We start from the raw sequence: 19,221 nt of genomic DNA on the forward strand, positions 1-19,221 counted from the left end.
CAGAAGCGCGCGGCGTTCCGGGCGACGCTCCCGCAGCGTCAGTGTTGCGCTTGCAGCACTTCGTCTTCGAGAATGACCGATTGCCCGAGTTCGGCCCACGCGCGGGCAGCCGACAGGTAACGCTCCTCGATACTGCCGCGCCTGATCTTCATCGTCGGCGTGAGCAGGCCGCTGTCGATCCGCCACGAATCCTTGACCACCACGATGAAGTCCAGTTTCTCATGGTCTTCCAGCGTCGCATTCACGTTGTCCAGCAACGCGCTCAGTTCCGCGCGCAACGCTTCGCGCGTCGCCGGGGCGTCGAGGTCGCCCTGTGCCGCCGCCGACAGCATCATGAGCGCGAACGGTTGCGCGAACGCCGGTCCCGTGACGCAGACCGCTTCCACCTTCGGATGACTCAGCCGGTTTTCGATCGGCGCCGGGGCCACGTATTTGCCCTTGCTCGTCTTGAAGATCTCCTTCACGCGACCGGTGATCTTCAGCCGGCCGATCTCGTCGAGCTCGCCGCGATCGCCCGTCTTGAAGAAGCCGTCTTCCGTGAAACTCTCGGCGGTCAGTTCGGGCTGGCGATAGTATCCGAGCATCATCGTGGGCGACTTGAGCAGAATCTCGCCGTTTTCGGCGATCTTGCATTCGACGTCGGGCATCGCCTGACCGGAATAGCCGAGGCGCACGAGGCCCGGGCGGCTGTAGTGCGAATACGAGAAGTTCTCCGTCATGCCGTAGACGTCCAGCAGTTCGAGCCCGAGCGCGCGATACCAGTTCGTGATCTGCTCCGGCAGCGGCGCGGAGCCGGTGAACGCGAGCCGCGTGGCGTCGAGGCCGAGCATGGTCAGAATCCGGCGCTTGAGCGCGGCGGCTTCGGGCGTGTCCGTATGCAGCACCGCCTGTTGCTCTTGCGGCAGTTTCGCGCAGATGCCCTGATAGAACTTGGTCCACAGGCGCGGCATGGAGATAAAGACCGTGGGCCGCGCCCGCAGCAAGTCCTGCGCGAACGTGGCGAGGCTGTCGTTGAAGAACACGCGAAAGCCGCGGCACAGCGAATTGGACTCGACGAAGGAACGCTCCGCCGTGTGGGCGAGCGGCAGATAAGAGAGCACGCGGTCGGCCGGCGTGTAGCCGCCGAAGTCGCCCGAACGCGTGGCGTAGGCGTAGATGGTGCCGAAGCTGTGCATGACGCCCTTCGGACGCCCGGTGCTGCCCGAGGTGTAGATGATCGTCGCGAGTTCGTCGGGCGAAGGCAGATGCACGTCTTCGAGCGGCGCGGTGTCGGCGACGATATCGCTCCACCACGACGCATCGGGCGTGGGCGGCGACATCGGCAGTCCGACGAGCCGCGCGTTCGCGGGAACCACCTTGCGGATGGCGTTCCATGCGTCGGTTACGCCGTCGAGCTTGCCGACGAATACCATGCGCACGTTGCAATGCTCGAAGACGTATTGGGCGGTATCGGGATTGATCGTGGGATAGAGCGGCACCGAAACGTGCCCGGCGAGCCAGATGGCCAGATCCGCGATGATCCAGTGCGCGCTGTTCTTGCCGACGATGGAGATGGAGCTGCCTGGCGGCAACTGTAACGAGCGCAGCCAGCCGGCCATGCGCCGCGCCTCGTCGCCGACGTCCTTCCACGTGTAGTCGACGACGTGTCCGTCCGGCGTCGGTTCGGTCAGATAGATCGCGTCGGGTTGCGCTTGCTCCCAGTGCAGAAAGCGATGAACCAGAGTTCCCGAATTCGTACCGCTCATGATGTCTCCCATTATTTTTTGATGATGTGCCGCGTCCGGGCTTGGTGGGCGTCTGCCGCGCGTGCCGCCTCGGCCGAAGGCTGACGCTCGCTCGCTGCAACGGTGCCGGCGCAATGCCGTCGCGGGCGCGCCGCCGTCGTACGCGAGCTGACACAACAATACGCTGATACCGTTCTGCGTCGCCCACCCGTAAATAGGGGGGACGCGGCAGCGGAAATGGATGAAGCGCGTGCTTAAGCGGGAGCGGCGCAGCTTAGGGCGAGCTCGGACTCGGATTGTATTCGGGAACATGCGCCCGGCGGCCGGGGCGCGGTGGCACGCAGCGGTGCCTGAATGACGAACGCGGCAGCCGCGGACTCCTCACGGAGCCGCGCGCCGCCGCGTGCAGCGCAGGCTCGCTTGCGCGAGCCCGGCATGGGTCGCCTGAACCTGTCGCTCAGGACTGAATGAACGCGAGCAGGTCGGCGTTGAGCGTTTCCGCGTTGACCGTCAGCATGCCGTGCGAGAAGCCGGGGTACGTCTTCAGCGTGCCGTTCTTGAGCAGCTTGATGGACTTGAGCGCGGCATCGGCGATGGGCACGATCTGATCATCTTCGCCGTGCAGCACGAGCGTCGGCACGGAGATGGATTGCAAGTCTTCCGTCTGGTCCGTCTCGGAGAACGCCTTGATGCCGTCGTAGTGCGCCTTGGCGCTGCCCATCATGCCCTGGCGCCACCAGTTCTGGATCACGCCCTGATGCGCGGTCGCGCCCGGACGATTGAATCCGTAGAACGGGCCTGCGGGAACATCGACGAAAAACTGCGCGCGGTTGTCGGCGAGCGCCTTCCGAAAGCCGTCGAACACGTCGAGCGGCAGACCTTCGGGATTCGCTTCGGTCTTGAGCATGAGCGGCGGCACGGCGCTGACGAGCACGGCCTTGGCCACGCGCCCCGCCGGTTCGCCGTGCTTTGCCACATAGCGCGCCACTTCGCCGCCGCCCGTCGAATGGCCGATATGCACCGCATTGCGCAGGTCGAGCGCCTCGACGACGGCAAAGGCGTCCGCCGCGTAGTGGTCCATGTCGTGCCCTTCCGAGACCTGCGTCGAGCGGCCATGACCGCGCCGGTCATGAGCGATCACGCGATAACCCTTCTGCACGAAGAAGAGCATCTGCGCGTCCCAGTCGTCGGAAGACAACGGCCAGCCGTGATGGAAGACGATCGGCTGCGCATCCTTCGGACCCCAGTCCTTGTAGAAGATTTCGACGTTGTCTTTCGTTGTGACGTACGGCATGGTCGTTTCCTTTTTGACGTTATAGAGCATGAGCCGGCGATCATTTTCCGGCGCCAATATGACAACCGCTACCGTGAGTGGCGGCTGGTACGACGAAGTACGCAACGCGATGTGGGGAGAGTACGGACGCCGGCATCTTGGTGGAAGAGCGGCGGATGCAATGCATTGTTGCACTGGTGCGACGTGCCTTGCAACGAAGGTGTCCGGATAACAGAGTTGGGGACGATGCGATGCTCAACGCTTAGCCGAATGAACGGCGCGGCGCGTTGCGCACGATGACGCCGCCGTGCGCGAAGCCGGTGCGAGTGTTCACTGATTCAGCGATATCTGCATGATTGCTGCGCCTGTCGTGCACCAGCAGTAAGCCGGTTGACGAACGTCTTGCGGTGAGTCCGCTATGCGCGGCCGATGAGATGCCTGCCGTCGTCCGCCGTTGCGCGTCACAGTTGCGTAGTACCGACCGGCTCGACCAGACTGCCGGTCTCGATGACGCCCTCTTCCACGACGCGAGCCGTGACGCCTCCGAAACCTCGCACCGCGTTGTATCCGCCGACACCGAACGTTTCTTCCATCCGCGAACAGGGATGACATTCACCCGTCACCAGAAGAACCGCGCCGCCGATGCGGACCTGCCGGTCCTTCAGCGCGTTCAGGTTGATGCCCTCGGTGACGATGTTGCGCCGAAGATCCAGTGGCGAGACGTGCTCGCGCCCGAGATGGCTCGCAATCGCCCGCAGACTTTCGGCTGCGATCAGCGTGACTTGTCGGTTGCCGCGCGTGCGGCTGTAGTGATCGCCTTCGAGCCCTTCGTTCGTCGATGCGCGAACCGAGCGCACTTCCACGAGCGGCGCGCGCCGCGCCGCGCGCAGGCCGATCCAGACTACATGGCCCGAGCGAACCGGCGCGAGCATGAGGCGAGTCAGCGGGGAATCGGGATTGAGCGGCATCGGTGAATGAGCGCAGCGCGGCAGTGGGCCATTCTCGCGCGGTTCAGCTATCGGCGCTGGTCGGCGTCCAGCCGAACGCGTCCTCGAAGCGCTCGCGAAACGGCGTCCGGATGCCGGCGGGCGATTGCCGGACATAGGCTTCGGCGCGGATGCGTTCTTCTTCGCCGAGCGATTGGAGGTAGGTCACCGCTTCATCGACACTCGGCATGCGGCCGTTGACCTCGCGCGATTTGGGCGGCAGCGCCGTCCAGATCACGGCGTCGGCCCCGTTGCGTTCGAGCCATGACGCGATGGCATGCGATTGCGGATACGCCATGCCATGAGGCGCGGGAATGCTCCCGATCCATTCGACTACATTGGCGCGGACATCCTCGCGCGCGCGCAACGCCTCGCGCGCGGCGTCGAGGGAGTCGAGAGCGACCCGTGCCCAAAATGTGGGTTGCAACGGTCCCGATTCCAGGACGACCAGACTCACGATCTCGCCGTCCGAATGACGCGCGAACTCCAGCGGAAGCAGCGCACCGCCCTCGCGCCATTCTCCGTCGATGGGGAACCCTTTTAGATTCCATAGCAACGACCCCCAAGCCACACAGACGATGTTCATGCCACTTCGCTTTCGATGTTGAGGCTGGAGGCACGGAGCACGCCGCGTGCCCATGAGATGCGGGGCGCGCGGCGCCAGCCATCATGCGGATTCGCGTTGACTGCCGGTTGGCGCGACGGCAAGCGTGGCCGGAGCCGAAGCGCGCCGCAATGCGACCAACAGCACGAGCGCCCCGCCGATCAGACCGAACGCCATCACGTCGAAAGCCACGTACAGGCTTCCCGTCGCGGACTGTATCGCGCCGACCGCCGCAGGACTGACGATGCCCGCCGTCGTGCCGATGCTGCTGATCATCGCGATGCCGCCCGCCGCGCCGCCCGGTTTGAGCAAGGCCGGCGGGATCGTCCAGAAGAGCGAGATTGCCGACAGTGCCGCCGCGCAGCCGACGCTCATCAGCGCGATGGACAACGCCAGATGGCCGCGCGCGAAGCCCAGCGCGATGAAGCAGCCGGCCCCGGCGCACATGGTCAGCGCGAGATGCCAGCGCCTTTCCTGACGGCGATCGGAACTGCGCCCGAGAAGGTACATGCCGGCGAGCGCCACTACATAGGGCAGGCTGGCTAACGCCCCGATCGTGCTCAGATTATCGATGCCCATGCTGCGGATCAGCGTCGGCATCCAGTAGGAAACCGTGTTGGATCCGCCGTAGATGCAGAAGTACACGAGTCCCATCACGTAGACGATCGGGTTGCGCAGCACCTGCGCGAACGATGCGTGTCCCGCCGCTTGCTGATGCTCTGCGGCCAGCGCCGCGGCGATCACCTGCTTCTGCGCGTCAGTGAGCCACTGCGCGCGGGCGGGCCGGTCCGTCAGCCAGAACCACGCGACGACGCCCATGACGACCGCGGGCATGCCTTCGACGACGAAGAGCGCTTGCCAGTCGCGCAGCCACGCGTCGTGGCCGACATGCGTCATGATCCAGCCAGCGAACGGTCCGCTGAGGATGCCCGCCACCACGCCCGACATCAGAAACGCAGCGGTAATGCGCCCGCGCAACGCGGACGGAAACCAGTAGCTGAGATACAGGATCATGCCGGAGAGAAAGCCTGCCTCCGCGACGCCGAGCAGAAAGCGCATCGCGATGAGCTGATTCGGGCTCTTCACGAACGCGGTCAGCATCGTGACCGCGCCCCACAGGATCATGATGCGCGTGAGCGTGGCCCGCGCGCCGGCACGTTGCAGATAGAGATTGGCCGGGACTTCGAACAGCACATATCCCAGATAGAACACGGCTGCGCTCAGGCCATAGGCGGCGTCGCTCAGGCCGATGTCGTGCGCCATGCCCAGCTTCGCGAACGATATGTTCACCCGGTCGATCGCGTTGATCATGAACGCGATGAGCAGAAACGGCATCAGGCGTCCGATCACCTTGCGATAAGCCGCGCTCTCCTCCTGCACCATAGCCCCGCCTGACAGCGCGGCCGGTTCGTTCAACTGGCTCATGAAGCTGCTCCTCACATGTTGATATGTTCTGGTTTGCGTAGAAGGATAATGCTTCGTACTTCGATGTATTAAACGCGTGCCTGAATTGCGTCATGCCTCGATGCGTCGCTCGCATGCACCGCCGTCTATCTAGCGGTGCATGCAGGCGTCATGCGCATCCGCGGGACACGCACGCGCGCCGCGTCGCGAACATCATTTCGATGCGGCTTGCGACGGTTCCGTTGCCGCGAGACTCTGCGCGCGCTTTCGGCCGGGCGCGCGTCGGACGGGCGCGTCCACTGGCGCGGGCGCTTCATTTGCCGATGCCACCTCTTCCTGCATGACGGCGGGCTCGGTCGCAACGGCCTGCGTCTCTGCGGGTTTCAGTCGGCGAATCGCCTCCAGTTCCGCGACGAGATGCCCGATGAGTTCCTGCGACTCTTCCTGCGACAGCACATGCCTGCACGCCGTGATGCCGAATTCCATCGACCCGGCGTAGCTTTGCACGGTGATGTTCACCGCGAGCCCGTGATACGGAATCGCCACCGGGTAGTAATGCACCATGCGGGCGCCGGCCATATAAAGCGTGGTCGGCAGGCCGGGAACGTTCGAAATCAGCACATTGGCGACGCTCGGCAAGCGGCTCTGCAAATCGGTTCGCCCGAAGAGCGAAGCCATGCCCGTCATCAGCCACGGCGCGCCGAAGACCGGCACCTGCGCGCCGAGCACCGGCTTCAATTCGCGGACGATGGCCTTCGCCGACTCCGACGACGCGTGGATCGCCTTGAAGCGCTCGGCGCGGTCGGCAATGTCGGTCGCGAGATCGACGCGAACCGCGGACACCTGATTGTTCATGGACCGGTCGTCGTCGCTGCGCAGGCTGACCGGCACCATCGCGATCAACGAGCTGTCGGGCAGCAAGTTGCGCTCGGCCAGAAAGCGCCGCAACGCGCCGCTGCACATGGCCATGACGAGCGTGTTCACCGTGCCGCCCACCGCCTTGCTGAGCGACTTCATCTCCTCGAACGGCAAGGACATGGTGGTGAACGAACGCTGATTGGTGATCGACGCATTGAAAATGGTCTTCGGCGCGATCCCGAGGTCGAGGCTGCGCTTGTCCTCGGTCAGCTTGCGCGAAGCGACCGCCTGCGTCGCGGTGCCGAGCGCCATGAAAGCCGTCGGCAGCAACGCGCCGATGTCGCTGTACATCTTCGTGGTGTTGGAGACAGCGGCCTGCAACAGTTCAATGACGCCGAGCGGGTTCGCGTGGCTGCGGCGCGTGCGGCGCGCGGGCGGCACCTCGCGGATCACCGGAGAAACGTCGTACAGCACCTTGCCCATTTCCACGGCGGCCTTGCCGTCGATGGTGCTGTGATGCACCTTCGTGTAATACGCGATCTGGCCGTTTTCCAGGCCGTCGATCACATACGCTTCCCACAACGGCCGGCTGCGATCCAGGAGCGACGAATGCAGCCGGGCGACCAGCTGCTCCAGTTGCGCCATGGTGCCCGGCCGACGCAACGTGAGACTGCGAACGTGATAGTCGATATCGACATCGTCGTCTTCCACCCAGATGGGATCGGCCAGTTCGAACGGCATTTGCGCGAGCTTCCGGTGAAACAGGCTGCACAGATGCAGGCGCTTGGCGAGCACCGCTTTGACGTCCTCGAAAAAATCGCCGTTATAGCCGTCCGGAAGCTCGAAAAGCATCAGACTGCCGATATGCGTCGGCGTCTCGGGTGTCTCCAGATGCAGATACGAAGCGTCCGTGCTGCTCAGATGGTCCATTACCGTGTCTCTCGTATTCATATAGTTTTCTGATGCCGATGGCACTCCGTGACCCGGATCGCTCTCGCTCCGGGTACGCCTGCCGATGGCCATTACGACATTTGCGACGTCTGCGACGTTTGCGACTGCTGCTGCGCTTCCGACGGCTGCAACGATCCTTGCAGATTCGTGACCCTTTCCTGCACACGGTCTTGCAGCACCTTCCAGGTCCTGTTGCGCACGGACCCTTCCAGCTCGATCAGCTCGCGTATCCCCTGCATGGCCCGCGCGAGCGACTTCTGCCCGATCTCGGCGCGCTGTGCGATTGCCTGCGGACCCGTCAGGCCGTTGATGAGTTCGGTCCATTGCGCCAGTTCTTCGAGCAGCAGCGCGTTGCGCCGCTCGACGATGGCATGGAAGCCGTCGTAGGCATCGCGGTTCGCCTGAAGCAGCGCGTCGATATCCTTGCGATGCGATTCGGCCATCGCCGACCAGTTGAGATAGCGCGCCCGGAGGCGTTCGATGAAATTGCCATAGGCGATCAGGCCCGGCGGAAACGCCGGCTGTTCGGTTTGCGGCGTAGGGTCCTGCGTCGTCGTGCTTGCCATGCATCCTCCTCGAGCGGGTTGTACAGGTGTGGAACGCTTTGAATGCGGGAACTCAGGCGGCGGCAGGCCGCTGGCCGTCCCCACGAGCCGGGTCGCCGTACACGAAACGCCGCCAGCCGGCCTCGCGGTCGAAGGGCCGCCACTGGCCTTCCGGCTGCGCGAGTCGGTCCGCGATTGCGTACAGCACCGCGGGATGGTGACCGAGACCGCAATGGCTGCTTTCGACCTCGATGTTCTCGGAGGTCGCGCTCACGCGTTCGAGGCAGCCCTGCCATGCCACGACGCCGTCGCTGCGGCTGTAGATCGCCGTGCTCGGCACGGGCGGCGGCTCTTTCATGAGTTCGCGTTGCGGCCAGTCGTCGGCTTTGCGCCCGCTTAAGTGCTCGTAGCAGCGCCAGCCGTGATTGGCTCTCGGCTCGCCCGCGAACGGACTGCCCAATGTGATGACGCTGCGCACGAGTTGCGGCGCATGGCGGGCAAGCTCCCGCGCGAACACGCCGCCGAGACTCCAGCCGATCACGCTGACTTTGCGGCCGGCACGCTCGGCGATGTCGGCGAGTTGCGCGCGCATGTTGTCTTCGACGCCGGAGCGCGGGCCGAGATTCGCGCCGAGCGTCCAGCCGAGCGCGTGATAGCCGCGATTGCGCAGGAACATCCGCAGGAGCCGGGTCGAGAAGTCGCTCGCGCCGAAGCCGGGCAGCACGAGGACCGGATGCCCGTCGCCGGTCGGCGCGAATTGGAGGAACGGGACGGCCGCGTAAAAGGCGCCGAGCTCGCAGATCGCGCGGGATTCGAGCATCAGAAGAAATCTCGACGGCGGCGCTGAAGGGTCGGACGGGGAATCCATGAGCATTCCTTGTTTGATTGAGGGTTGCCGCCGCGCATGTCGAACGGTCTGTTGCATGCCGAAGCGCAGCGTCGCCGTGCGTGACGGCGATCAACAGGCGGAAAGTGCGTCGAGAATAGGCAGGAATCGCAGCGCGCACACCCCCTCGAAGATAGGGGTATCGCGCGCCTCGTCGCGCGGGGCGATCGTTTTAGCCGATGCCATGCGAGGCCGGCCGCGTCAGCGAAACGCGGAACGCGCCGCCGAAGTCGCAACGCTCGTCATGGCAATGGCCCGGCTTTGCGGGCTCTGGCCGACGCCCGAATCCGGAATCGCGCGCGAGCTTCGTTGCTCATACTTTCGGGTCAGTGCGGATCAGAGCCGCAAGCCCCCTTTTCCGGAACGACCCATGACAACGTCCGAAGCGTGTAGCACCATCAACGGCGCCGAGAGTCTCGTCAGGACGCTGCTGGCCTGCGGCGTCGATACCTGCTTCGCCAATCCGGGAACGAGCGAGATGCATTTCGTCGCGGCGCTGGATCGCATTCCCGCCATGCGTTGCGTGCTCGGCCTGTTCGAAGGCGTCGTGACCGGCGCGGCGGACGGGTATGCGCGCATCGCGGGCAAGCCGGCCGCCACGCTGCTGCACTGCGGTCCGGGCCTCGCGAACGGTCTCGCGAACCTGCACAACGCGCGGCGCGCGCAGACGCCGGTGGTCAACCTCATCGGCGATCAGGCGACGCATCACCGTCAGTACGACGCGCCGCTCACCACCGACGCAGAAGCGTGGGCGCGCCCCGTCTCGGTGTGGACCCGAACCGTCGAACAGGCCGATGCCGTCGGCGCGGCCGCCGCCGCCGCGGTGCAGGCGGCCCGCGCCGCGCCCGGCGGAGTCGCCAGTCTGATCTTGCCGTCGGATGTCTGCTGGGACAGCGGCGGCGTGATTGCCGCGCCGCTCGAACCCGATCGCGCGGCGAGCGTGTCGCCGGACGAGATCGAGCGCATCGCGCGTGTGTTGCGGCAGGATCAGCCGTCGTTGCTGCTGCTCGCCGGCGCGGCGCTCGAAGAACACGCGTTGGCCTGTGCCCATCGCATCGCGGCCGCGACGGGCGCGCAGCTCATGTCGACGACCTTCAACGCACGCGTGCCGCGTGGCCGCGGGCGCTTTCCGATCGAGCGCATGCCCTACTCCGGCGATGCCGCACGCGCCCGGCTCTCGAGCATTCGTCAGGTGGTCCTGGTGGGCACGCCTGCGCCCGCCAACTTCTTCGCCTATCCGGGCAAGCCTGCGCGTCCCTTTCCGGACGATGCGGCGATCCACGTCCTCGCGCGCCCCGAGGACGATCTGCCCGACGCGCTCGCGCGTCTCGCCGACGCGCTGAAGGCGCCGGCCGTGCGCGTTCCCGCGTTCGCTTCGGCCACGCCGCGCGTCGGCACAGGCGCGATAAGTTCTCAGGCCGTGGCGCAAACCTTGAGCGCGTTGATGCCGGAAGAGGCCATCGTCGTCGACGAAAGCGTGAGCTTCGGACACGCCTTCTATCCCGGGACGGTTCACGCCGCGCCGCACGACTGGCTTCAGCTAACGGGCGGCGCCATCGGCGATGGCCTCCCGCTCGCGCTGGGCGCGGCAGTCGCCGCGAAGGGCCGGCGCGTGATTGCGCTTCAGGCGGACGGTTCGGCGATGTATACGCCGCAAGCCCTGTGGAGCATGGCGCGCGAAAAGCTCGACGTCACCGTGGTGCTGCTCGCGAATCGCCGCTACGCCATCCTCCAGCACGAGCTCGCCAGCGTGGGCGCGACGGCGGGCAAGACGGCGATGGACATACTGGACATCGGCAATCCGGATCTCGACTGGGTGAAGATCGCCGGCGGCATGGGCGTGGAAGCGGACCGAGCGAGCGACATGGCGCGCTTCAACGAACTCTTCGCGATGGCCGTGCGACGTCCCGGCCCGTTCCTGATCGAGCTTTGCATTTGAGGCGCGCGAAGTCGCAAAGTGATCAGCCGTTGAACCGCGCGTCCGGACGCACGACTCAGGCCGCTTGCGGCTCGAACGGAAACTGCTCGACTTCGCCGCCCTGCGCGACGACCACGGTGCTCTCCGGAATCTCCTGCCACCATCCGGGCAAATCGGCGAGCGGCTCGGACACGACGAGGAAAGCATCCTCTCCGGCCATCGCGATGCGCGGATCGTCGGGATACAACGCGTGCAAGTGACGGAACGACGTGTTGTGAAAGAGCGAGCGCGACTGCCGCTCGCTCGAATAGCGGACGGCCACGATTTGCTCGCCGTCGGTCGCGCAGACGGTCATGTTCAGCGGGTCGGCTACGCCGTGGCGGCGGGCGGTGTCCTCGACGAATGCCACCATCCGCTTGAGCGCGGTGACAGGCGCATGCGCCAGGCCGAACGTGAGCGCGAGAAAGAACAGCACTTCCGAATCGGTCGATCCTTCGATCGACGGAAACAGCTCGGGCGCGACCGCCACCATCAGATCGCGGCGCAACACCGGGTAGTTGCGCACGAGGCCGTTGTGCACGAAGAGCCACCGGCCGTAACGGAACGGATGACAGTTGGTTTCCTGCGACGGCGTGCCGGTCGCCGCGCGCACGTGCGCGACGAACAGCGGTGCGTGGATGGCGCGCGCGGCTTCGCGCAGGTTGCGATCGCTCCACGCCGGCTGAATGCAACGATAGCGAAAGGGAATGTCGGTCGGATGTCCGTACCATCCGATCCCGAAGCCGTCGCCGTTGGTGGTGGTCTGGCCGAGCCGCGCATGCAGGCTCTGGTCGATGAGCGAATGTTTCGCGTTGAAGAGCACGGTTTCGAGCTGAAGCGGATTGCCCGAATAGGCGAGCCAGCGGCACATGATCTTTCCTGTGGAAGGGGCGTGAGTCGGCGGCCGAAGTCTGCCGCAGCGGGCCGGACGATCAGTTCGAGCCGCGCCGGCAGAATCGACGATACACCGATTGTTCGCGCGCTGCCTTCGCCTGAGGATAGGTGCCGTGCCTGGCACTCAGCCAGACACTCGCGACGGCTTAAGCCCTCCGAAGATTCTCGAAGATCGCCGCGATGCCCTGCCCGCCTCCGATGCACATCGTCACGAGCGCGTAGCGTCCGTTGATGCGCTCCAGTTCGTGAAGCGCCTTGACGGTGATGACCGCGCCCGTCGCGCCGATCGGGTGCCCGAGCGATATGCCCGATCCGTTCGGGTTGACCTTTCGCGCGTCGAGTTCCAGCAGCTTCGTCACCGCGCACGCCTGAGCCGCAAATGCCTCGTTCGATTCGATCACGTCGAGATCGGTCGCGTGCAGACCGGCGCGCTTGAGCGCCGCGCGTGTCGCGGGCACCGGACCGATGCCCATGTACTGCGGATCGACACCCGCGTGCGCATACGAAACGAGACGTGCCAGCGGCCGAATCTCGCGCGCTTTCGCCGTCTGCGCGTCCATCATCAGAATCGCAGCGGCCGCGTCGTTGATTCCGGAGGCGTTGCCCGCCGTCACCGTTCCGCCATCTTTCAGGAACGCGGGACGCAAGCCGGCAAGCTCGCCTTGCCGGAGGTCGTGGCGCACGTGTTCGTCGGTATCGAAGACGGTGCTTTTGCCCTTGACGTGCGTGGCGATTGCAGCGATCTGGCCTGCGAAGCGGCCCTCGGTTATCGCGCGCGCCGCCCGCCGATGCGACTCCAGCGCGAGCGCATCCTGCTGCTCGCGCGTGATGCCGTACTTGCGCGCGACGTTCTCCGCGGTCATGCCCATGTGGATCGAGTGGAACGGGTCGTGCAACGCGCCGAGCATCATGTCGATGAGCCGGCTGTCTCCCATGCGCGCGCCGAAGCGAGCGTCCGTCGCAAGGTAGGGCGCGCGACTCATGTTCTCGGCGCCGCCGCCGATCGCGACGTCGGTATCGCCCAGCGAAATGGCCTGCGCCGCGCAGATGATCGCTTCCAGTCCGGAGCCGCATAGACGGTTGACGGTCATCGCGGGCGTGTGCTCGGCGAGGCCGGCGTCCAGCGCGGCGACACGCGCCAGATACAGGTCTCTAGGCTCGGTAGCGATGACGTTGCCGAACACGACCCGACCCACGTCCTGCGCGGGCAGGCCGGTTTTGGCCAGCACGTTGCGCACGACGTGCGCGCCTAGCGCCGTGGGCGGCTGGTCCTTGAGACTGCCACCAAACTTTCCGATTGCGGTGCGCGCACCGCTGACCACGACGACATCCCTTCGCATTGTTCACTCCTTCGAACTAGAACTGTTCACCCTGCAACGCGGGAACGCCTTCGACGTCGAGCCCGGCGACAACGGCCGCTTCGAGTGCGATCGCTCGCGGCAGCACGTGTGTCGCATAGGCATGCGCCGTGGCGATTCTCGTGTCATGGAAAGCAGGGTCGCTTTCTTGTTTGTCCGTGGCGGCGATCAATGAGCGCGCAAGTTGCCAGCCGCAGAGCACGATGCCCGCCAGCTGCAAGTACGGCACGCTTCCCGCGAACACGGCGTTCGGTTCGCGGCGCGCGTTGTCGACGACGAAGCACACCGAACGCGCAAGCGCGTCGTGGCCCGCGAGAAGATGCGCGTGCATCGACTGGAACGCCGCGCTCGTGTTGAAAGACGCGTGACTCTGTAACGTCACGATGGTTTCTTCGATGCGGGCGAGAAGACGCATCGCCACCGCGCCTTTGTCGCGCAGCGTCTTGCGACCGATCAGGTCGTTCGCCTGAATGGCGGTCGTGCCTTCGTAGATCGGGAGGATGCGCGCGTCGCGGTAGTACTGGGCAGCGCCAGTCTCCTCGATGAAGCCCATGCCGCCATGAACCTGAATGCCGAGGCTCGTCACTTCGAGCGCCATCTCCGTGCTCCACCCCTTCACGATAGGCACCAGAAACTCATAGATCGCCTGGTTCGCTTCACGCACCTTCGCGTCCGCATGTGCGTGAGCCCGGTCGGCATGCGCCGCCGCGACGTAGGCGAGCGAGCGGGCGCCTTCCGTCAGCGCGCGCATCGTCAAGAGCATCCGGCGCACGTCCGGATGCGCGATGATCTGCACCGGCTCGCTCGACGATCCGTCGACGGGGCGGCCCTGCACGCGCTCTTTCGCGTAGGCAACGGCCTTCTGATACGCGCGCTCCGACACGCCGATGCCCTGCACGCCCACGCCGAAGCGAGCCGCGTTCATCATGACGAACATGTATTCGAGGCCACGGTTTTCCTCGCCCACCAGAAAGCCTGTCGCGCCGCCGTGATCGCCGAACTGAAGCACGGCGGTCGGGCTCGCTTTGATGCCGAGCTTGTGTTCGATCGAGACGCACGTCACGTCATTGCGCTCGCCGCAGGAACCATCCGCGTTGACGAGCCGCTTGGGCACGATGAAGAGCGAGATGCCCTTCACGCCTGCCGGCGCCTCGGGCGTGCGGGCAAGCACGAGATGCACGATGTTCTCGGCCATGTCGTGCTCGCCCCACGTAATGAAGGTCTTCGTGCCGAAGATGCGGTACGTGCCGTCGCTCTGCCGCTGCGCCCGCGTGCGCAACAGCGCGAGGTCGGACCCCGCTTGCGGTTCGGTGAGATTCATGGTGCCGGTCCACTGGCCCGAGACGAGCTTGGGCAAGTAGGTCGACTTCTGTTCATCGCTGCCCGCGATAAGCAGCGCTTCGATCGCGCCATCGGTCAGCAGCGGGCACAGCGCGAGCGACAGGTTCGACGCGTTCAGCATCTCGGTGCACGCGGCTGCGATCAGCTTCGGCAGCCCCTGTCCGCCATATTCTTGCGGATGATGCACGCCTTGCCATCCGCCTTCGACGAAGTGGCCGAAGGCTTGCCGAAAGCCCCGAGTCGATTCGACCGCGCCGTCCTTCCATGTGCTCGGATTGCGGTCGCCTTCTGCGTTGAGCGGCGCCCAGACCTCGTTGCACAGCCTCGCGCATTCTTCGAGCACGCCTCGGGCCGTATCGTGATCTGCATCTTCGAAGCCGGGCAAGGTGGCGATATCGTCGAGGCCCGCAAGCTCGGTCATCGTAAAGAGCATCTCGTTCAATGGTGCGGCGTAAGTCATATTCGTTTAGTCCAGGTGTTGCAAAGTGATGTTCGTTAGGACGACTACATGCCGCCAAGCGGCTTTCTCACGGTCAGCTTGTTGGTCACCGACGTCACGCCGGGAACCGCCTTCGCGATGTCCTCGACCTCTTTGATCTGCTGCGCGTCCGTGACCGTGCCGCCGAGCGTCACGGCGCCGTCTTTCGCGATGACGCTGAGATCACCGGCACTGATCTCCTTGTGCTTGCCGATTGCCGCATACACCTTTCTGCGCAGCGCGCGATTCGCCTTTCTGCCGGTTTCGGGCGCTGCGCTGGCGGAAGCCGCCGTCGCTGAGGCGGCCTGTGCGCCGGATGCATTGTTAGTCTGAGACCAGACGCTCGCGGACGTTATTGCGATCAATGACGCCACAGCGACTTGTAGGGCGCGGACATGCTTCATGGGTTTCTCCCGTCGTTTAGGGTGGCGCGTTCAGAACACATGGCGAATGCCGACCATCGCGGCCGTGGTAGAGACGCCCGGCGCCACCGGTGCGCCGTAAATGATCGTCTGGTTCATGGTGCCCTTGTTGTCGACATAACCGACTTGCGCGTACGCCCGGGTTCGGGGAGATACGCTGTATTCGGCTCCCAGTGAGAATTCGCTGGAATGGTTAGCCGAATTGTTCCGGTCCTTCAGGTAGTAGAAACCGGATGTCACCTTGAAACGCGAGTGGAACTGATAGCCGAGACCACCGGATGCCATCTCGAAGTTCACGGTGTTGCTTCTGGACGGGTTCTTGCCGATGCCGTAAGACGCGGAAATCGACACGCCGTCGATGGTGTACATCGCGCCGAAGTAATAGAAGCGGTTGTTGTCCTGTCCGGTCGGCGTGATGGCGGGCGCAGCCGGATAGTTGATGGGATACGGATTGGTGTCGTGTCCGTTGTAGTAGACGGCGGACAGGTTGAGGCCGTAATTCGAATACTTGAGCACGGCCGATTCGCGCGTGCCGCCCTGAAACTGGCCCGCGACGCCGCCCGGCGCGTATTCCAGCGCAAGCGATGCGCCGTAGAATTTCGGCGTCGTGTAGACGAGCGCGTTGCTGTCATACAGCGCGCCGATGGGCGCATTCGTGCTCGTGCCGGGCCAGCCCGCAGCCTGATTCACGCCCAGCCACGCGGTCAGAATGCTGCCGAAGTACTGCGCGCCGCGCACGTCGGTTTCCGCCATCGCGTAGATCATCGGGATGATCTGCCGGCCGGCGTCGAATGTGCCGAACGGCCCCGATGCGCCGATAGTCGCGTACTGGTTGAAGATCGCTGTCGTGCCGGGAGTATCGGGCAGCCCCGTGCGGCCGTTCGCGCTGTTGAACGAGCCTTGCAGCTTGAAGTTGATCTTGTAGCCGCCGCCGAGGTCTTCGCTGCCCTTCAGGCCCCAGAAGCTCGCGTAGATGCCGCCGTCCTTGAGTTGATACACATGCCCCATGTTGCGCGCGGTCGGCAGGAACGTCGCCGCTGACGTGCTTTGATAAAGCAGCCCGCTGTCGAGCACGCCATACAGCGTGACCGACGATTGCGGGTGCGCCGCAGTCGCGAACATCAGCAGCGCCGCGGCGCCGCTCAACTTCAATTTCATTGCGTGTCTCCAACGATGTGCCGCATGCGAGCGGTCTTGTGTGAGTAGTGCCGGAACGAATCTGCGTCGATGCGGGCCGGTGTCAGCCCGGCACGAAGTAGTCCGTGAATTGATCGCGTAGTCGATGTTTAAGGACCTTGCCGGTAGCGCCGTGCGGCACCGAATCGATGAAGACCACCGCGTCCGGCATGCACCACTTGGCCAAGCGTCCGTCGAAGAAACGGAGCAGCTCGTGTTCGGTCACCGCGCTATCCGGCTTCTTCACGACGAGCAGCAACGGCCGCTCGTCCCACTTCGGATGCCTCGCGCCGATGCACACCGCAGTCGTCACGTCCGGGTGCAGACAGGCGATGTTTTCGATCTCGGCCGAGCTGATCCATTCGCCGCCCGATTTGATGACGTCCTTGCTGCGGTCCGTGATCTGCATGAACCCGTCGGGGTCGATCTTCGCGATGTCTCCGGTCGGGAACCAGCCGTCGGATAGCGGCGAGGCATCGTCGCTGCCGAAGTACTGGCGCGTGACCCACGGGCCGCGCACCATGAGATCGCCGGCGCTGCGGCCGTCCCACGGCAGTTCCGACCCTTGTGGACCGACGATCTTCATGTCGATGCCGAACACCGCGCGGCCCTGCTTCGCCTGAAGCGCGTAGCGGTCAGCGTCTGGCAGCGCGACTTGATGCGCCTTGAAGCTGCATACGGTGCCGAGCGGACTCAGTTCGGTCATGCCCCACGCATGCAGCACGTCCACCTGATAACGCTCTTGAAAGGCGGTAGCCATCGCCGTCGGACACGGTGCTCCGCCGATCACCGTGCGTCGCATCGACGAGAAGCTGCCCTTCGTTTCGTCGACATGCGCGAGCAGCCCCTGCCACACGGTCGGCACGCCAGCGGACAGCGTGACCTGCTCGCTTTCGATCAGTTCATAGAGCGACGCGCCGTCGAGGGCGGCCCCGGGGAATACCAGCTTCGCGCCCACCATGCAGGCGATATACGGCAAGCCCCATGCGTTGACGTGGAACATTGGCACCACGGGCAGTATCGAGTCACGCGCCGAGCAATTGAGCGAATCCGGCAGCGCGGCGGCGAAGGTATGCAACAGGGTCGAGCGGTGGCTGTACAGCACGCCTTTCGGATGCCCCGTGGTCCCCGATGTGTAGCAGAGCGACGACGCGCTGTTCTCATCGAGGAGCGGCCAGTCGAATGCGTCGCTGCTTGCGTCGATCAGATCCTCGTAGCACATCAGCATGGTGGACAGACCGTGCGTCTGTGGCATGTGCGCGCGGTCCGTCATCGCGACGAACACCTTCGGACTCTTGACGCGCGACGCGACCGATTCGATGAGCGGCATGAACGTCATGTCGAAGAACACGACGCGGTCTTGCGCATGATCGATGATGTAGGCCAGCTGGTCGATGTGGAGCCGAGGGTTCAGCGTGTGCAACACGGCACCCGAGCCGGAGGCCGCGAAATACAGTTCCATGTGCCGGTAGCCGTTCCACGCCAGCGTGGCCACCCGATCACCCGGCTGAATACCGAGCGCGGCCAGCGCGTTGGCCATGCGGCGCGCGCGTTGCGCGAGATCCCGATACGTGTAGCGGTGAATGTCCCCTTCCACTCGCCGGGACACGATTTCCCGGGCACCGTGATGCCGTTCGGCATGGGTGAGCAGCGAAGCGACCAGCAGCGGTTGCTGCATCATCAAGCCTTGCATGATTCGTTCTCCTGATGGCGCATCACGGCTGACGTTCCGGCGCGCGCTTTCAACGGGTTATGACACTACGCGGCATGCGGTGCAGACTGCCCGCATCCGTTCACACGAGTTCCTGAATGAGACGGTGCGCCATCTTCCATTCGCCGAAGCCCGACGCGGGGTTCAGGTGTCCCACGTCGCCGAGATCGACGAGTCGGCTGCCCCAGTCCTTCGCCATCCCGGACACGCGCTCGAAGCGCGCAAGCGGGTCATTGCGGCTCGCGGCGACGATGCTCGGAAACGGCAGCGTCCCGCGCGGAATCGGAAGCCAGCCGTTTTGCGCCAACGCTTCGAGCGTCGGATAGCCAGCGGGCAGCGGCGTCTCGAGATCGGCCGGGGCGGCCAGCACCGCACCGTGGATCTCGCGCCGGCGATGCTGCGCCCAATGTACGGTGATCATCACGCCCGCGCTATGCGCGACGAGAATCACGGGACCGTCTATCTTCGCGAGCGTTGCATCGAGCGCCGCCACGCGCGCCGCGCAACTGAGCGTGTCGTGTTCGAGCGGCGGCACGCAGGCGGACTTGGGCAATTCTTTTTGCAGCAACGTTTGCCAGTGTTCGGCGACATGACCGCGCAAGCCCGGCACCATGACAACGGTCGGCATCGTAGGTGAATTCATGAAGCGGCCT

Annotated in this window: 16 protein-coding genes; 1 reads left to right on the forward strand and 15 read right to left on the reverse strand. The window is 64.9% G+C overall.

The window, feature by feature from the left end; genetic code table 11:
* Positions 1-38: 38 nt before the first annotated feature.
* From LDZ24_RS26115 to LDZ24_RS26150, 8 genes are all read right to left on the reverse strand, one after another.
* The gene (locus LDZ24_RS26115) at positions 39-1,745 is read right to left on the reverse strand and encodes an AMP-binding protein (protein WP_248324265.1); all 1,707 of its coding nucleotides are present in this window, start codon (positions 1,743-1,745) and stop codon (positions 39-41) included.
* 436 nt (positions 1,746-2,181) lie between these two features.
* A complete protein-coding gene (locus LDZ24_RS26120; RefSeq protein ID WP_248324266.1) occupies positions 2,182-3,018 on the reverse strand; it encodes an alpha/beta fold hydrolase in 837 nt (278 codons plus the stop codon).
* Between the two features lie 440 nt (positions 3,019-3,458).
* Positions 3,459-3,965: an MOSC domain-containing protein gene (locus LDZ24_RS26125; RefSeq protein ID WP_248324267.1), complete on the reverse strand. Its 507-nt coding sequence runs from the start codon at positions 3,963-3,965 to the stop codon at positions 3,459-3,461.
* A 43-nt stretch (positions 3,966-4,008) separates the two neighbouring features.
* A complete protein-coding gene (locus LDZ24_RS26130; protein WP_248324268.1) occupies positions 4,009-4,623 on the reverse strand; it encodes a hypothetical protein in 615 nt (204 codons plus the stop codon).
* Positions 4,624-4,650: 27 nt separating this feature from the next.
* The gene (locus tag LDZ24_RS26135; RefSeq protein WP_248324269.1) at positions 4,651-6,012 is read right to left on the reverse strand and encodes an MFS transporter; all 1,362 of its coding nucleotides are present in this window, start codon (positions 6,010-6,012) and stop codon (positions 4,651-4,653) included.
* Positions 6,013-6,204: 192 nt separating this feature from the next.
* On the reverse strand, positions 6,205-7,800 hold the full coding sequence (locus LDZ24_RS26140) for a wax ester/triacylglycerol synthase family O-acyltransferase (RefSeq protein WP_248324270.1): 1,596 nt from the start codon (positions 7,798-7,800) through the stop codon (positions 6,205-6,207).
* A gap of 71 nt (positions 7,801-7,871) precedes the next feature.
* On the reverse strand, positions 7,872-8,366 hold the full coding sequence (locus LDZ24_RS26145; protein WP_248324271.1) for a phasin family protein: 495 nt from the start codon (positions 8,364-8,366) through the stop codon (positions 7,872-7,874).
* 52 nt (positions 8,367-8,418) lie between these two features.
* Complete coding sequence (locus tag LDZ24_RS26150; RefSeq protein ID WP_248324272.1) at positions 8,419-9,213, reverse strand: triacylglycerol lipase; 795 nt, start codon at positions 9,211-9,213, stop codon at positions 8,419-8,421.
* A gap of 388 nt (positions 9,214-9,601) precedes the next feature.
* Here LDZ24_RS26150 and LDZ24_RS26155 point away from each other — a divergent pair, with 388 nt between their 5' ends.
* Entirely contained in the window at positions 9,602-11,170 is a 1,569-nt protein-coding gene (locus tag LDZ24_RS26155) for an acetolactate synthase large subunit (RefSeq protein ID WP_248324273.1), read from the forward strand.
* 55 nt (positions 11,171-11,225) lie between these two features.
* Here the strand turns inward: LDZ24_RS26155 and LDZ24_RS26160 are convergent, their stop codons facing one another.
* The 7 genes from LDZ24_RS26160 to LDZ24_RS26190 form a co-directional block, all read right to left on the reverse strand.
* Complete coding sequence (locus LDZ24_RS26160) at positions 11,226-12,059, reverse strand: class II glutamine amidotransferase (RefSeq protein WP_248324274.1); 834 nt, start codon at positions 12,057-12,059, stop codon at positions 11,226-11,228.
* A 169-nt stretch (positions 12,060-12,228) separates the two neighbouring features.
* Positions 12,229-13,422, reverse strand: a complete 1,194-nt coding sequence (locus LDZ24_RS26165) for an acetyl-CoA C-acyltransferase family protein (RefSeq protein WP_248324275.1) — start codon at positions 13,420-13,422, stop codon at positions 12,229-12,231.
* Between the two features lie 16 nt (positions 13,423-13,438).
* Positions 13,439-15,241: an acyl-CoA dehydrogenase gene (locus tag LDZ24_RS26170; RefSeq protein WP_248324276.1), complete on the reverse strand. Its 1,803-nt coding sequence runs from the start codon at positions 15,239-15,241 to the stop codon at positions 13,439-13,441.
* Between the two features lie 44 nt (positions 15,242-15,285).
* Positions 15,286-15,663 (reverse strand): BON domain-containing protein, encoded by a 378-nt coding sequence (locus tag LDZ24_RS26175; protein ID WP_248324277.1) that lies wholly within the window; start codon positions 15,661-15,663, stop codon positions 15,286-15,288.
* Positions 15,664-15,693: 30 nt separating this feature from the next.
* On the reverse strand, positions 15,694-16,839 hold the full coding sequence (locus LDZ24_RS26180; RefSeq protein WP_248324278.1) for a porin: 1,146 nt from the start codon (positions 16,837-16,839) through the stop codon (positions 15,694-15,696).
* Positions 16,840-16,921: 82 nt separating this feature from the next.
* Positions 16,922-18,550, reverse strand: a complete 1,629-nt coding sequence (locus LDZ24_RS26185) for a 3-(methylthio)propionyl-CoA ligase (protein WP_248324279.1) — start codon at positions 18,548-18,550, stop codon at positions 16,922-16,924.
* 100 nt (positions 18,551-18,650) lie between these two features.
* Complete coding sequence (locus LDZ24_RS26190) at positions 18,651-19,211, reverse strand: alpha/beta hydrolase (RefSeq protein WP_248324280.1); 561 nt, start codon at positions 19,209-19,211, stop codon at positions 18,651-18,653.
* Positions 19,212-19,221 lie beyond the last annotated feature (10 nt).

Origin of the sequence: Caballeronia sp. Sq4a (assembly GCF_023170545.1) — a bacterium.
Taxonomy (GTDB): Bacteria; Pseudomonadota; Gammaproteobacteria; order Burkholderiales; family Burkholderiaceae; genus Caballeronia.